At 38.3% G+C, this 14,880-nt stretch carries 15 protein-coding genes; 11 read left to right on the plus strand and 4 right to left on the minus strand.

The features are described from left to right. Positions 1-24 precede the first annotated feature (24 nt). The 3 genes from L2567_RS08680 to L2567_RS08690 all read left to right on the plus strand — a co-directional run bounded on the left by L2567_RS08680 (position 25) and on the right by L2567_RS08690 (position 2,657). Complete coding sequence (locus tag L2567_RS08680) at positions 25-612, plus strand: nitroreductase family protein (protein WP_235297365.1); 588 nt, start codon at positions 25-27, stop codon at positions 610-612. Positions 613-765: 153 nt separating this feature from the next. Then, positions 766-1,212 carry a ferritin-like domain-containing protein gene (locus tag L2567_RS08685; RefSeq protein ID WP_235297366.1) on the plus strand — a complete coding sequence of 149 codons (447 nt, stop codon included), beginning with the start codon at positions 766-768 and terminating at the stop codon, positions 1,210-1,212. 110 nt (positions 1,213-1,322) lie between these two features. Next, positions 1,323-2,657, plus strand: coding sequence for a dihydrolipoyl dehydrogenase family protein (locus L2567_RS08690; protein ID WP_235297367.1), 1,335 nt, complete (start codon positions 1,323-1,325; stop codon positions 2,655-2,657). Here the strand turns inward: L2567_RS08690 and hpf are convergent, their stop codons facing one another. Beyond that, on the minus strand, positions 2,658-2,957 hold the full coding sequence (gene hpf / locus L2567_RS08695; RefSeq protein WP_235297368.1) for a ribosome hibernation-promoting factor, HPF/YfiA family: 300 nt from the start codon (positions 2,955-2,957) through the stop codon (positions 2,658-2,660). A gap of 95 nt (positions 2,958-3,052) precedes the next feature. Here hpf and L2567_RS08700 point away from each other — a divergent pair, with 95 nt between their 5' ends. The 7 genes from L2567_RS08700 to L2567_RS08730 all read left to right on the plus strand — a co-directional run bounded on the left by L2567_RS08700 (position 3,053) and on the right by L2567_RS08730 (position 11,300). After that, complete coding sequence (locus L2567_RS08700) at positions 3,053-3,574, plus strand: DUF421 domain-containing protein (RefSeq protein ID WP_235297369.1); 522 nt, start codon at positions 3,053-3,055, stop codon at positions 3,572-3,574. Positions 3,575-3,636: 62 nt separating this feature from the next. Then, entirely contained in the window at positions 3,637-5,049 is a 1,413-nt protein-coding gene (locus L2567_RS08705) for a type III PLP-dependent enzyme domain-containing protein (protein WP_235297370.1), read from the plus strand. Then, complete coding sequence (speB, locus tag L2567_RS08710) at positions 5,050-5,901, plus strand: agmatinase (RefSeq protein WP_235297371.1); 852 nt, start codon at positions 5,050-5,052, stop codon at positions 5,899-5,901. Further along, positions 5,902-7,419, plus strand: coding sequence for a bifunctional GNAT family N-acetyltransferase/carbon-nitrogen hydrolase family protein (locus L2567_RS08715; RefSeq protein WP_235297372.1), 1,518 nt, complete (start codon positions 5,902-5,904; stop codon positions 7,417-7,419). A 3-nt stretch (positions 7,420-7,422) separates the two neighbouring features. Next, complete coding sequence (locus tag L2567_RS08720) at positions 7,423-8,397, plus strand: deoxyhypusine synthase family protein (RefSeq protein WP_235297373.1); 975 nt, start codon at positions 7,423-7,425, stop codon at positions 8,395-8,397. 22 nt (positions 8,398-8,419) lie between these two features. Then, entirely contained in the window at positions 8,420-9,574 is a 1,155-nt protein-coding gene (locus L2567_RS08725; protein ID WP_235297374.1) for a helix-turn-helix domain-containing protein, read from the plus strand. Between the two features lie 79 nt (positions 9,575-9,653). Then, complete coding sequence (locus tag L2567_RS08730) at positions 9,654-11,300, plus strand: serine hydrolase domain-containing protein (RefSeq protein ID WP_235297375.1); 1,647 nt, start codon at positions 9,654-9,656, stop codon at positions 11,298-11,300. Positions 11,301-11,305: 5 nt separating this feature from the next. On the opposite strand, the gene L2567_RS08735 is transcribed toward L2567_RS08730, so the two are convergent. Further along, positions 11,306-12,025, minus strand: a complete 720-nt coding sequence (locus L2567_RS08735; RefSeq protein WP_235297376.1) for a hypothetical protein — start codon at positions 12,023-12,025, stop codon at positions 11,306-11,308. A gap of 285 nt (positions 12,026-12,310) precedes the next feature. On the opposite strand from L2567_RS08735, the gene ppk2 reads away from it, so the two are divergent. Next, entirely contained in the window at positions 12,311-13,063 is a 753-nt protein-coding gene (ppk2, locus tag L2567_RS08740) for a polyphosphate kinase 2 (RefSeq protein WP_235297377.1), read from the plus strand. Between the two features lie 85 nt (positions 13,064-13,148). Here ppk2 and L2567_RS08745 read toward each other — a convergent pair whose 3' ends face one another. Continuing rightward, on the minus strand, positions 13,149-13,910 hold the full coding sequence (locus L2567_RS08745; RefSeq protein WP_235297378.1) for a peptidase: 762 nt from the start codon (positions 13,908-13,910) through the stop codon (positions 13,149-13,151). A 35-nt stretch (positions 13,911-13,945) separates the two neighbouring features. Next, positions 13,946-14,878, minus strand: coding sequence for an alpha-E domain-containing protein (locus L2567_RS08750; protein WP_235297379.1), 933 nt, complete (start codon positions 14,876-14,878; stop codon positions 13,946-13,948). Positions 14,879-14,880: the final 2 nt, after the last annotated feature.

Raw genomic sequence — 14,880 nt, forward strand, 5'->3', positions numbered from 1 at the left:
GTTTATCGCTTAAACAAAATTTAAATGAACAGCAAAACAGCAAACAGTAAATACGACCTGGTGACGGAAATCGAAAATAGATGGAGTCCCAGGTCTTTTTCGTCTGAGACCATTTCAGATGAAGAAATGATGAAATTATTTGACGCCGCCAGGTGGGCAGCCAGTTCCAACAATTATCAACCATGGCGTTTCATGTGGGCCAGAAAGGGTACGGAAACATGGGATAAAATTTTTAATTGCCTTAGTGATTTTAATCAAAAGTGGGTCAATAATGCCACTATTCTGATCTTGACTGCCTATAAGGAGCAATTTGATAATGGCAAGGAAAACTTTCATGCTTTGCATGATTTAGGATTAGCGGTAGGGAATATGTCTATACAGGCTCAATCCCAGGGTATAGCTTTGCATCAAATGGCTGGAGTGGACTGGAAAAAAGCACATGAAGTATTTGAGATTCCGGATGGTTATCATATTACTACAGCTATCGCTGTAGGTTTATATGGTGGAGACCCTTCAGTTCTTCCGGAAGATCTTGCTGAAACAGAAACCAAAGAGAGAAGCAGAAAAGATTTATCTCAGATTGTCAAAGAAAACACTTTCAGTTTCTTGTAGCATTTTTGACTGCTAGACCATGATCACATGCCTGTATTCTTATTTTGAACATCCAAAAATATGATCTGTAATAGCCAGAATCATCGAACATATCATTGTTTCTTGAGTATGATCAATAGAATAAGTTATTAATTAATAAAAAAAATAAAAATTATGAATGAGTCAAAAATAATAGATGGATTGAATGACCTGCTAGCGAAGAATTACGACGCTGAAAAAGGTTTTATGAAGGCAGCTGACGAAACTGAAAATCGTGTTTTAGCTGCTTTGTATAGAGAAAAAGCAAGTCAAAGATATACTTTCGGTCACCAAATCAAAGACATTTTGAGAGAAATGGGTGGTGAAATCGACAAAGGTACAAGTACCCTTGGAGACATGCACAGAGCGTGGATGAACTTCAAAAAATTCTTTTCATTTGATAAGGAAGAAGCTATTTTAGAGGAAATAGAGAATGGTGAAGAAGCGGCAGTAAAAGAATACAACGAGTTTCTTGAAATCAGCGATTTGCCTCATTCTATCAGAAGAATTATTACTGCACAAAGAAATGCTATCCAGAAGACTTTGGACAAAGTGGAGCAGTTAGAAGAAACATACGATTAATTGTAGTATAACCTAATTACGAGCCTCGATGCGTTGCATCGGGGCTTTTTTTATTGATCTGACAAACAAAAGAACAATTATCTACTTCTTTAAGTATGAAAATAAAAGATATGTCATCATTTGATATTATAGTGATTGGTAGTGGTCCTGCAGGCTCTACTGTGGCTAAAAAATGTGCTACAAAAGGTAAGAAAATAGCTATCGTTGATGTGCTATTTGGTGGCACTTGCGCTTTAAGGGGCTGCACACCTAAAAAGGCCATGGAATCTGTTACTTCTACTTTTTGGGAAACACGTGATTTTACGGGGTATGGCTTTAAAAAGACGCCTCCATTCATAGATTGGCATGATCTGATGGCACACAAGGCAAAATTCACTTCTACAGTTCCGGCTCAAACGAAAAGTGATTTTGAGGAGCGTGGAATAACTGCGATAGAGGGCAAAGCTTCATTTCTGGATAAAAAAACACTGCTAGTTGATGGAAAAGAATATAGCGCTGACCTTTATGTAATCGCAACTGGAGCTACACCCAGGACACCACCTTTTCCAGGTGCTGAACACATGATAACATCAGACGATTTCTTTGAACTGGATCATTTACCAAAAAAGGTAGCTATTGTAGGAGGTGGATATGTGGGTTTTGAGCTATCACACATTATGGCAGCTTGCGGCTCGGAAGTGACCATTTTAAGTGATGAAGAAATGCCACTAACCGTCTTCGAAGAAGATTTGGTTAGAAAATTAATTCAGGCCACGCTACATAAAGGCATTGAAGTCAAGCTCGGATTCAAGGTTAGCGGCATTTCCAGGGAAAATGATTCATATCTCGTTAAAGCCAGTAGATCTTCAATTACGGACTACGAATTGGAGGCTGATCTGGTTCTCAATGCCACTGGAAGAATTCCTGCTGTGTCAGATTTAAATCTGGAAAATGTACCCTTGGAACTTAATGAAAACCAAGGAATTAAAGTAGATCGTTTTTTATTTGCTGAAGGTCACGAGCACATCATGGCCATAGGGGATGTTTCCGCCAACTTACCCTTTACTGAAGTGGCCAACTATGAGGCAAATCTTGCTGTGCATAATATTTTTGAAAAGAGAAGAAAAAGCGTCGGCTATCATGGAGTACCTATGGTCATCTACACTTATCCAAAAATGGCAATGGTGGGTTTAAAAACAGAGGAATGTGGCAATATGAATGTCAAAGAAGCATCACTAAGAACATCGTTCATACAGAGAGCTAGAGCTAATCAATTTGCAGGCTATAAAACCATAGTCGAAAAATCTACGAAGAAGATCGTTGGTGCACACATCATTGGCTACAATGCAGATGAAGCCATAAACATATTCGCTTTGGCCATGCAATTAGGTATAACTTGCGATGATTTGAAGAATAGCTTTCTAGCCTATCCTACGGTTATACATGATACTAAATTTCTCGTTTAGTTAAGGGTGACTTTTGAGTTGCTCTTTCTTCTTAAGCAGTTGTCTCTTTGCCTTCGAAAATGCTTCATTGAAAGCCTTAACGTAATCCATGTCATCACTACTGGCAAAAATGGTAGGTCCAGGTTTTCTTACTTCAAGATTGGCAAATACCGTTTTATCTGATTCCCCATCATCTAATTTGAAGTACAAATCTACCTGTGTAATTCCCATTTTATATTCTTCAAGGCTATTGAGCTTTTCATGAATCATTTCGTCAACTACATCACTGATTTTAAACGGACTTTCAATTACTACTTTCATCTTTCACTTATTTTAAATTACAACAGCTGAGAGCATTGGTATGTTCGAAGAAACGATTGAACATTTCACTACTTGCAGCACTTTCTTTCATAAAAATGACTTTAGATTATTTTGATAAAGACTTCCACCTTATATTAGAATCAGCCATTGGAACAACAGTCATTATTGGCCTTATTATACTCTACACCAGAATTTTTGGCCTTAAGAGTTTCAGTAAAATGACCGGCTTTGACTTTATCATCACCATCATTATCGGTAATGTCGCAGCAATGGCGCTTTCAACTGGAAGGCCAGGCCTTTATATGGGTATGATTATACTGACCTTTGCCTTTGTAATCAACTACCTCATTACTTATTTTCTATTTAAAAGTGAAAAAGTTGAAAGCATTGTAGAAAACAAACCAGTCTTTTTGATGCGAGACGGAAAAATGAATGAAGAAAACATGAAAAAATGCAAGGTCACGGTTGATGAATTGAGGGGGAAATTGAGAGAGGCCAATGTTCTGCAACTTCATCAGGCAAAAGCTGTTATTCTAGAAACGACCGGCGATGTCAGTGTTTTGCACTCTGATCAGGATATAGAAATCGATGACTTTATTTTAAAAGGAATCCAGTAATTACAACATTGACCTAAAAAAGCGACGCCCATTTAAAAGAAAAGAAGGATATTTGCGCGCAAATGAAGAACACTTATTTCGATTTAATAGACCAAACCTACTACTTTCCTCAGGAAGGTTTTGATTTACGGGATGACTACCTCACTTTCCATGGTATTTCATTGAAGTACTTGATAGAAAAATATGGTACACCGTTTAAGATCATGTATTTACCCAGGATTGCGGAACAAATCAGGAAAGCACGAAACCTATTTAATCGTGCGATTCGCAAGCATAAGTACAAGGGATCGTATTATTATTGTTACTGTACTAAATGCTGTCATTTTTCGCATATCGTCAAAAAAGCCGTGCAGGAAGGAGTTCATCTGGAAACATCTTCATCTTTTGATATAGATTTGATCTATAAGATTTACCATGAAGGGGAGATTACTAAAGACATCATCATCGTTCACAACGGCTATAAAACGGAGGATTATCTGGAAAAGATTGCCAGACTGAATAGAGATGGTTTCAAGAATTCAATCCTTGTGCTGGATTCTAAATCTGAAATCAAACGGGTAAAGAAATACGCCAGTGATCTGAAAAATCCGTTAAAATTAGGCATTCGGATGGCCATAGATGAGGAACCACAGTCTGCTTACTATACTTCCAGACTTGGAATACGCGCTGCTGAAATTCTGGATTTTTACCGAAATGAAATCGCAGATGATCCATCACTGAGCCTGAAAATGTTCCATTTTTTTGTGGATTCAGGAATTAAAGACAATATGTATTATTGGGGTGAGTTTCAGAAAGCACTCAAACTCTACGTAGACCTCAAAAGTATTTGTCCAGATTTACGGGCAATCGACCTGGGTGGCGGATTTCCCGTCAGAAACAATCTGGGATTTGAATATGACTATGAGTACATTATCAATGAGATTGTAGCCAATATCAAAACAGCCTGTACTGAGGCTGAGATTCCTGATCCGGATATTTTCACTGAATTTGGGAAATATACGGTAGGTGAAAGTGGAGCTATCATTTTTCAGGTACTCGAGCAAAAACAACAGAATGATGCAGAACTTTGGTATATGGTGGACAATAGTTTAATGAATACCATTCCGGATGCATGGTCGATATTTGAAAAATTCATTTTACTTCCGGTTAACAAGTGGAAAAATGAATATGCCCGAGTGAGTATTGGGGGCATCAGCTGTGATCACTCGGATTACTATAACTCCGAAGATCTGAATCAGCAATTATTTCTTCCTAAATACGATTCATCAGACGCAGAACCGCTCTATGTTGGATTTTTCCACACAGGGGCCTACCAGGACTCCATCAGTGGTTATGGAGGAATCAAACATTGCCTTATACCTGCTCCCAAATTGATCATGATCGATAGAGACGAAAAAGGAAATTTCGTAGACAGCGTATACAGAAATGAGCAGACGGTAGAAGAAATGTTGGAAATACTTGGATATAATAAGTAGATGAATAAAAAAACATTTGCGGGTATAGAAAGTCAATTTAGCGGAAAGGACGATTCTGCCATATGGTTGCAATCTATTCCTTACGATGGGACCAGTACCTGGGGAAAGGGCGCAGACAAGGGATTTGATGCCTTCATGGATGCTGCAGAAAATATGGAGCTTTATGATATCGAAACAGATTCAGAAGTGTATAGGAAAGGCATTCATTTGCTTAAAAACGCCCCTCCTTTTTCTTCACCGGAGGAAATGTATCAGTGGACTTATGAAAACACACAGGAGCTTCTCTCACATGATAAATTTCTTACTTTTTTCGGTGGCGAACATAGCATCAGTATAGGCATCATAAAGGCGTTTTACGAACATTTTGAGAATCTTACTGTCCTACAAATTGATGCTCATGCTGATCAACGACCTACCTATGGTGGTACGCCTTACAATCACGCATGCGCTGTATATGATGCGGGGCGTCATTGCAATTTGTTACAAGTAGGTATTCGATCAATGGACGTTGGAGAAAAATCATTTATGGTAGACGATAAGACGTGGTATGGTCATGAAATTATTGGTCGCCTGGATTGGATTCCTTCCGTGATTGAGAAAATGACCGATGAAGTCTATATAACGGTCGATTTGGATGCCTTCGATTCTTCCATTATGCCTGCAACAGGGACCCCAGAGCCCGGAGGTATGACATGGCAACAAGTCATCGAGCTTCTGCAGAAGACCTTCTCGCGTAAGAATGTAGTTGGCTTCGATATCGTAGAATTAGCGCCCATACCCGGTATGAAAGCACCACAATTTCTGGCAGCCAAATTATACTATAAAATGCTCTCTTATAAATTTAAAGGTTAAATGGATATCGACAAGGTCAAATTAGATTATCTCAAAACAGAAGATTATAAAGAGCTCAGAATTGCGATGAAAGCAGCTTACATCGGTATGCCAGAAGAGGTATGGATGGAAGAAGAAATTCTGAATCTGCTTGAAAAATTTCCAGAAGGTCAAGTCGTCATTAGAGTAGATGACAAACTTGCCGGATGTGCCTTATCCATTATTGTGAACCACGAATTGCTGGAATCCACCCACACCTATGATATCATTACAGGTGGAAGTACCTTTAATACACATCATTCTGAAGGTGATTTGCTATATGGAATTGATATTTTCATCCGACCGGAGTTCAGGGGATTGCGATTGGGAAGAAGGCTTTATGACTACCGAAAAGAGCTTTGTGAGAAGTTGAATCTACGAGGCATTGCTTTCGGCGGTCGGATCCCTAATTATCACAAATATTCGACTGAATTAACCCCTAAGCAATACATCGAAAAGGTACGATTAAAAGAAATCGAAGATCCTGTTTTGAACTTTCAGATCTCCAATGACTTTCATCCATCGAAAATCTTAAAAGGATATCTACCTGAGGATGAGGAGTCTGGAAAGTTTGCCGTACTCATGGAATGGAAAAATATCTATTTCGAAAAACCGCAAACCAAAGCGGCTACTAAAAAAAAGGTGGTAAGAATAGGTCTGGTGCAATGGCAGATGCGGATTTACAAAGATCTAGAAGAACTGATGCATCAAGCAGAATTTTTCGTGGATTCACTATCAGGTTACCGTTCTGACTTTGCTTTATTTCCCGAGTTTTTTATGGCTCCACTTATGGCTTCCTACAATCACTTAAGTGAATCCGATGCCATTAGAGAACTGGCTCAGCATTCGGAAGAACTGGTCAACAGATTCTCTGAATTAAGCATTTCTTACAATATTAACATCATCACTGGCAGCATGCCTGAAATCGTAGATGGCATGTTATATAACGTAGGATATTTATGCAGAAGAGATGGTACTGTGGCCCGTTATGAGAAATTGCATGTGACACCGGATGAAGGAAAAGTATGGGGTATGCAAGGAGGAAGTCAGATCAAAGCTTTTGATACAGATTGTGGTAAAATTGGAGTGCTCATTTGCTATGATTGCGAATTTCCGGAAGTAAGTAGGATTTTGGCCAATGAAGGAATGGATATATTATTTGTACCTTTTTTGACGGACACCCAGAATGGTTACAGCCGAGTTCGAAGTTGTGCGAGAGCCAGAGCGATTGAGAATGAATGCTATGTGGCCATAGCGGGTAGTGTCGGCAACCTACCCAAGGTACATAATATGGATATCCAATATGCTCAGTCCATGGTTTTTACCCCCTGCGATTTTGCTTTCCCTGCCAATGGCATTAAGGCCGAAGCCACTCCCAATACAGAAATGATATTGATTGCTGATGTTGACATAGATTTGCTACGCGAACTACATCAATTCGGAGCAGTTAGAAATCTTAAAGACAGAAGAACAGATTTGTACAACGTTAATAAAAACTAGATTATGGACAAAGGACCCATCTCTAAATTCATTAAACACCACTACAGACATTTCAATGCTGCCGCTCTGGTAGACGCAGCAGAAGCATATGAAAAACAATTAGAAGCTGGTCATAAAATGATGATCACTCTGGCTGGTGCAATGTCCACAGCAGAACTAGGTTTGTCCCTTGCTGAAATGATTCGTCAGGACAAAGTGCACATTATTACATGTACCGGTGCTAACCTGGAAGAGGATGTATTCAATTTGGTAGCCCATGATCACTATAAACGAATTCCTAATTATAGGGATTTATCGCCAGAAGAAGAACAGGAATTGCTGGATCAACACTTCAACAGAGTTACAGATACTTGTATTCCAGAGATGGAAGCCATGAGGAGAATAGAAGAGCATCTGTTTCAAGCATGGTCCAAGGCTGATAAAGCTGGTGAGCGTTACTTCCCCTATGAATTTTTTTATCAGATTTTGTTGAGTGGCGAGTTAAAGGAGAAGTATCAAATAGACCCTAAAAATTCATGGTTACTTGCAGCAGCAGAGAAAAATCTTCCCATCATCGTTCCGGGTTGGGAAGATAGCACCTGTGGTAACTTCTTCGCCTCCTATTGCATTGAAAATAAAATTAAACCCTCTACCATGAAGAGTGGTATTGAGTATATGATGTTTTTAGCTCAATGGTATCAGAACTACGCTTCTGACAAAGGAGTCGGTTTCTTTCAGATTGGCGGCGGAATAGCAGGTGATTTCCCTATCTGCGTAGTTCCTATGCTGCATCAAGACCTGGGTTTAGAAGCTGTGCCAATGTGGTCCTATTTTTGCCAGATATCGGATAGCACTACCTCATATGGCTCCTACTCAGGAGCTGTTCCAAATGAAAAAATTACATGGGGAAAACTTCAGATAGATACACCTAAATATATTATTGAAAGTGATGCGACGATTGTGGCACCTCTGATCTTTGCGTGGTTACTGGGCTGGTAGTAGTCAAATTTTTTTAATCAAAATGGACTATAAAAGTGTCAGTCTCTTTATCTTATTTCTGCACAACTTGCTATTTGCAGGTTTATTGGTCTGGCACGGTAGAAAAAATAATCTTCGTTCTAATTATTGGTTAGCATCCTTTCTTTTTCTGGCAGCCTTATATATTGTTCCATTCGTTTTGGGTTATGCCGGTTGGTATGCTGTAGAATGGAAAAGAAACATATTATTTTACTTTCCTTTCCAGCAGCTTTTTCTACTCCCTCCTGTCTTGTATATGTATACTAAATCACTTCTGGAACCAAAATTTACTTTTAAAAAAATAGATCTGGTCTATTTTATTCCTGCCATCCTTTATTCATTCTATACCTTCATAGTCTGGATAACAGACCAAGTGATTTTAGGTGAATATTATTTCTATGATGATGGCAAAGACATGGATTTTGATCCCTGGTATCAATTTGCAGGATTCATCTATTTGCTGTTTTTTGCTGCGCTCTGCATAAAAGCATATTTGAGATATAGAAACAATACATTTCAAATTTACAGTTATGCCGACGCCATTTTATATATATGGTTACCTAGGTTCATTATTGCATTAATTTTATTGCTACTCATCAGACTGTGTTTCTTCATAACCAATCCGGAGTGGGCTAACTTTGGACAAAAATATTGGTATTACGTGTCCTTCTCAATTTTGACCTACTATATTTCTATCAATGGTTACATTCACGCCGTCAAATTGGTACCAATATCATGGAGAAATTTGAAGCTTGCTGCATCAGAACGTGAAGATAAACCAGAATATGCAGATCAATCTAATGAAGGTGATCTGGACCTTGCATTAAAAGACAGTCTTGTTCGTCTGATGGAAGAAGAACAATTCTTTTCAAAACCGGACCTCACCCTTTATGATCTTGCTAATGAATTAGATGTCCACTCCAGATCTATTTCACAGACGATCAATATGGGTTTTGATATGAACTTTAATGATTATGTCAATATGCATCGAACCAAAGAAGTAATGAAAAGAATGCAAACAGAAGACTTAGGTGTTAAGTCCATCCTGGGGATTGCGTATGATTGTGGTTTTAATTCAAAATCAACTTTTAATAGGGCATTTAAAAAGTACAGTAACATGACGCCGAGCAAATATTTGGCATCTATTCGAAAAAAATAGGTGCCAAATCAGGATATGACACCGATATCTTACCATAAAGAGGGATGTTTGTCTTTTTGTAATTTGTAATCAAATTTATATGTGTACCAGATTAGTCTTTTTTCTTCCCTTCTTTCTTCTTTTGGGTTTTTGCTTTGGCCAACAAAAACCTTCGTTTGATTTTGATAAGTTGGATATTATCGCCTCTGCAGATGTTCCTCAGGATGCCCCTGGAATTGCGACAGGTATCATCTTTGAGGGCAAACAGATATACACCAAGTATGCTGGATTCAGAGATTTGGAAGAAAGGCAGGACATTAATGAGGAAACAAGATTCAATATCGCCAGCATGGCCAAGCAATTCACCGCCCTGGCCATACTTATGCTTGAAAAAGAAGGCAAACTTAAGCTTGAGGATGACTTTCGTATTTATTTGCCTGAAATTTATTCGAAAGTATCACATAAAATAACGCTAAAACACTTGCTTAGTCACTCAAGTGGAATAAGAGATGTCTACGCGCTCTGGTCTCTGAAGGGCATTGTCTGGTGGAAAGAAACTTTAAGAAATGAAGATGCCTTAAAAATTCTCAGTGATCAGGAAACTCTAAATTTTAATCCGGGTGAACATTTTGAGTACAGCAATTCTAACTATATTTTGTTAGCAGAGGTCATTGAAAAAGTGGCCGAGGATGGATTTTATAGTTTTACAGATGACATGTTTGCCAAACTAGGGATGAAAGGGACATCATTCACTCGAGATTATACAAAAATTAACGGTCCGATAGCCAAACCCTATTTCAATTTTGATGAATGGCAAGGTTATGAATGGACTTGTGATATCGTGGGAGATGGTAACTTATTTTCTACACTGGAAGATCAATTGCAATGGGAAAGAATAATACAAACCGGAGGAAATGATTGGGTGAACTCTTCTGTTATCAACAAAAGTCAATTGCTTTTTGATTCCATAGACCACCGTGAATATGGTTTTGGTTTACAACATGGTATTTACAATGACATACCGTACAAATATCACGAGGGTGCTACGGGGGCATGGAAGTCAATAACGGTTAGATTCCCGCAAGAAGATCTTTCAATTGTGACATTGACCAACAGCGGAAAAGTAATCCCAACCTACCAAACGATGTTGATGGTCAATGAAATATTTAACATTAAAGATTCCAAACCAACTTTCCCAATCCAGCCTGACAAGGAAGGCGATTTTATTGAGATTCAAGAATTGATGGGCAACTACATTACACCAGAAGGATACTTTGTCAGATTGATAGATAAGGAAGGTGATTTATATCTTTTGAGAAGCAATAGAAACGACACTAAATTAATTAGAGAAAATGCCAATACGACACAACAATGGAATGATAAAGCTTTTAAGCAGCAATTCAAAAAAAATGAGCAGGGTGAGATGGAGGTCACATTTTATTATCCCTCTGTTCCGCCTTTTACGCTGACAAAAATTGATTTTGAAGCAGACTCTTTGGATAAATCGTTGCTAGGAAAAGAATACATTAATAGAGAACTTGGTGTCGCTTTAAAAATTGACATGGAAAAAACAGGCGGACTTTCTGTAATCCTTGGGGAAAACACGATGGACGCTATTGCATTGTCCAATACAAGAATAAAGGCTGGAAACTATATGCTTGAAATAGATAAAACTAAGGACGGAAAAACATCAATATTACTAAATACAGATCGACTGGATCAAGTGATATTCTCCTCAAATGAATGAAACACTCATTTACAAGGAACTATTACTATAGGTGAAATTTGATCCAACAATAAGTTGCCCTTATAAGGTGGTATTTCTTCTGACCTATAATAAACTGAAAAAGTAAGATATTCCATATCTTCTGTCGCTTGAAAGGTCAGACTATACTTCTTCCATTCTAAATGTTCTATGGCCTGCGTTTCAGTAAGTAAAATTCCGTCGCAAGCGCTAGTGCCTCCGTACAATGTGAAAATGAGTGGCAAATTTTGACTTTCATTTGCATTTGATTTGCTGGTGCCTAAACGATTCCCTTTTTTAATCAATACAGATTCATTTGCGTTGTCTTTGTAATGTCTGCTCAAATAATTTTCAGATCGTGCTAAATGTAATTCAATCGAATAACAATGTCCCTTTTCCAGGGGTTGTTCTAGTTTCTGACTGATGGCTTCCCATGTATGATCGTCTCTTGCTACCAATCCCACGTATGTCTTTCCGTCTTTAGGCTCTTTAGTAACATTGAAAAAGCCGCCTGGATGTATATCCGGTGGTGTATTTTTAGGGAAAAGATAGGGTGTGCAGTCTATCCAATCTTTTAAGAACACATGACTAAAAAAGGAACCCGCTTTGGGCTCACCTTCAAGAGAAGCATTTCGAATCAGAATAGTATCATTTTGAGCAGATATTTCTGTTCCCATAAAAGTAATTACAGAAAAAAATACCGCAACGCTTAAATTCTTAATTATCATTTTACAAACTTTGAAATAAATAAATAAATAAAACCCAAGGATTTCACCTGCATTTAATCTTGCCCTTCTATCGTCCGACATAACCAAACCACTCGCAATCTAAATCTTCATATTTTCTTTCATGAGATGTTAACACCTTATAAAAGAATTTATTGAGAATACGATTTACAAAGATATGTCTTAACCATAATGATGAATACTTAAAAACTCATCAGCTAAACATCTCCTTCACCTTTGTCTTCATGCTTTTAATTATTCTTTGTTTATTTATACTAAATAGTAAGTATGATTGATATTAATAAATATTACAGTGTAGACAGCAGATACATTCAGGAGTTATTTTTCCTGCAAGCTGAGCTTCTCAAACTACAAAAGCACATCAATGATGAAAAACTGAGATTAGCCATTCTCTTTGAAGGCAGAGATACTGCCGGAAAAGGCGCCGCGATTGCCAGGTTCACCCAGTTTTTAAATCCACAATCGTACAGAATGGTTGCCCTGGGCAAGCCAACTGCCTTAGAAAAGCGTCAATGGTATTTTCAACGTTACATCAAAAGACTTCCCAATGCAGGCGAAATGGTTTTCTTTGACAGAAGTTGGTATAACCGCGCAGTTGTCGAGCCTGCAATGGGCTTCTGCACTCAGAAACAGCACGAATTATTCATGAATCAGGTAACCCAGCTGGAAGAAATGATCATCGCAGACGGAATGAAAATTGTAAAATTTTGGTTTTCGATAGACAGCCTGTCACAAAAAGCCAGAATTCAGAAGCGCCTCGACTCGCCACTGGAAAGGTGGAAAGTCAGCCCTGTGGACCTTGCAGCACAGGATAAATGGGAAGAATTTACCAGATATAAGGAAGCCATGTTTGAAAGAACGAGCTCTGTTAAAAGTCCATGGATCATCATTAAAGGGGAAACGAGAGAATACATGAGAATTCAAGCCATGAGGTACATCTTATCGCTTTATGATTATGCTGAAAAATCCTCCGACGTGAGGCCTCCTGAATCCGATGCAGCGAGGATCTACGGTCAGTGAATGTCCTATCGAACATCCATTAAGTACATCTAATTCTGATTTTTGAACAGCGATCAATGATGGAGAGGAAACTCAGATAAACAGCTTACTGCTGCAAACTGATAAAAGCTTCATCATCCCGATGATCGGAAAGTGTATTGATCTTATCAATCCACTCCTCAGGAATTTCTCTGATGATATCGCTTAATTTCTCGCCCCAAAGCCTGGAAATATCCTTCAATTCGTTCTCTTCAAACCGCTTCTCAATAATTTCACCCGTTTCTGCTTTTAGAATGACCACATCGATTGGAAATCCAACGTCATTGGCGCTTACTCTGGTAGAATCAAAAGAAAGAAATCCTGTTTTCAAAGCAAATCTCAGGGTGGACTGATAGTTTAACGTACGATTCAAAATCGGCTTGCCATATCCTGAATTCCCAATAATTGTAAAGGGTGCAGCCGTACCGATTTCTATCCAATTTCCTTCAGGATACAATAAGAAAAGCTTAGGTTCATGATCTTCTGACAACTTGCCTCCTACGATGGTATAGAGATTAAAATTCAAGCCCGAAGCAGCCAGTGCTTCTTTATCTTCCTGTGCAACCTTTCTCAATTGCGCTCCAAAAGCGTTGGCGACATTATACATGCGATCATAATTTTCACCATCTTTTTTCAATACATCTTCGAAATAAATAACAGCTTTATCCCGGATGGAGCGCAAGCCTGAAGTCATCAAAAATACGGTGCCATGATTGGTCTTGTGAAGAGAGATCTTTTTAGCCGTGGTCGTCTCAGTTCCCATGGTAATTCGGGTATCTGCAAGAGCTACAAGTCCCTGTTTCACCCTGATTCCTAGGCAATATGTCATTTAATTTCTAGTTTCATTTCTGTTACAAATCTAATTTAATTAAAGTACATATTGGCGATATCATTATGTATTTTTGATATTCTTTCTATCACTTGGTGCACATACTCTAAGACCTTGTCTTCATCGTCGAAATCGTCAAAGGATTGCATACTTAAAGTCTTCTTATCAAAGGATTCAATCATAGCATCATAACCCTGTGGTCGAACACTAATTTTCCTAAGGCCCATCCTTATATTGTTTAAGGAATAAGCCATCGAACGCGGGAAAAGGTCATTCATGAAAATCATTCTAAATATATTCTCAATAGATTTTTTTCCGGGATGAAGCTTGTTATAAATATCAAATCCTTCAATGGACTTTAAGAGAATGGTCCACTGATAGCTAATGAGTGCTTTATTCATGCCATTTTCGCTCAAAATAGACCAGTCTGAAATCTTACCTCTGACAATTCTGAGTACCTGGATCGAGCGCTCGACGAAAAGTCCTAATTTGATAAAATGATAACAATCATCATGTAATATGGTGTTCTGTATGGTCGACTTTATCATTGCAATATGAGTCCTCATATCCTCTGTAAAATCATAAATCTTTCCAGCTGAAAATTTTTGCTCTTCATAATTTGAACAGTACAGATAAAGCTTGTTAATCGATTCCCATAGTTCAGTAGAAATAGAATTTCTGATACTCCTTGCGTTTTCACGAGCATTTTTGATGACACTGAAAATACTATTGGGATTATTAATGTCAAAAATTACATTTTTCCAGATCTCCTGCTCCATTATTCCGCCCTGGCTTTGAAAATTCGTTCCGGCCATAAACATAATCGATCTCAGGGTAAAGTCCTTGTTTCTGATCATAGGTGTATCTAATGTACTGAAATACTGCACCTTGAGAAACCGGCTACAATGCTCAGCCCTTTCTAAGTTTCTCCCTATCCAATACAAACTATCTGCAACTCTCGATAACATAT

The sequence above is a fragment of the Portibacter marinus genome (assembly GCF_021533195.1).
Classification (GTDB): domain Bacteria; phylum Bacteroidota; class Bacteroidia; order Chitinophagales; family Saprospiraceae; genus Portibacter; species Portibacter marinus.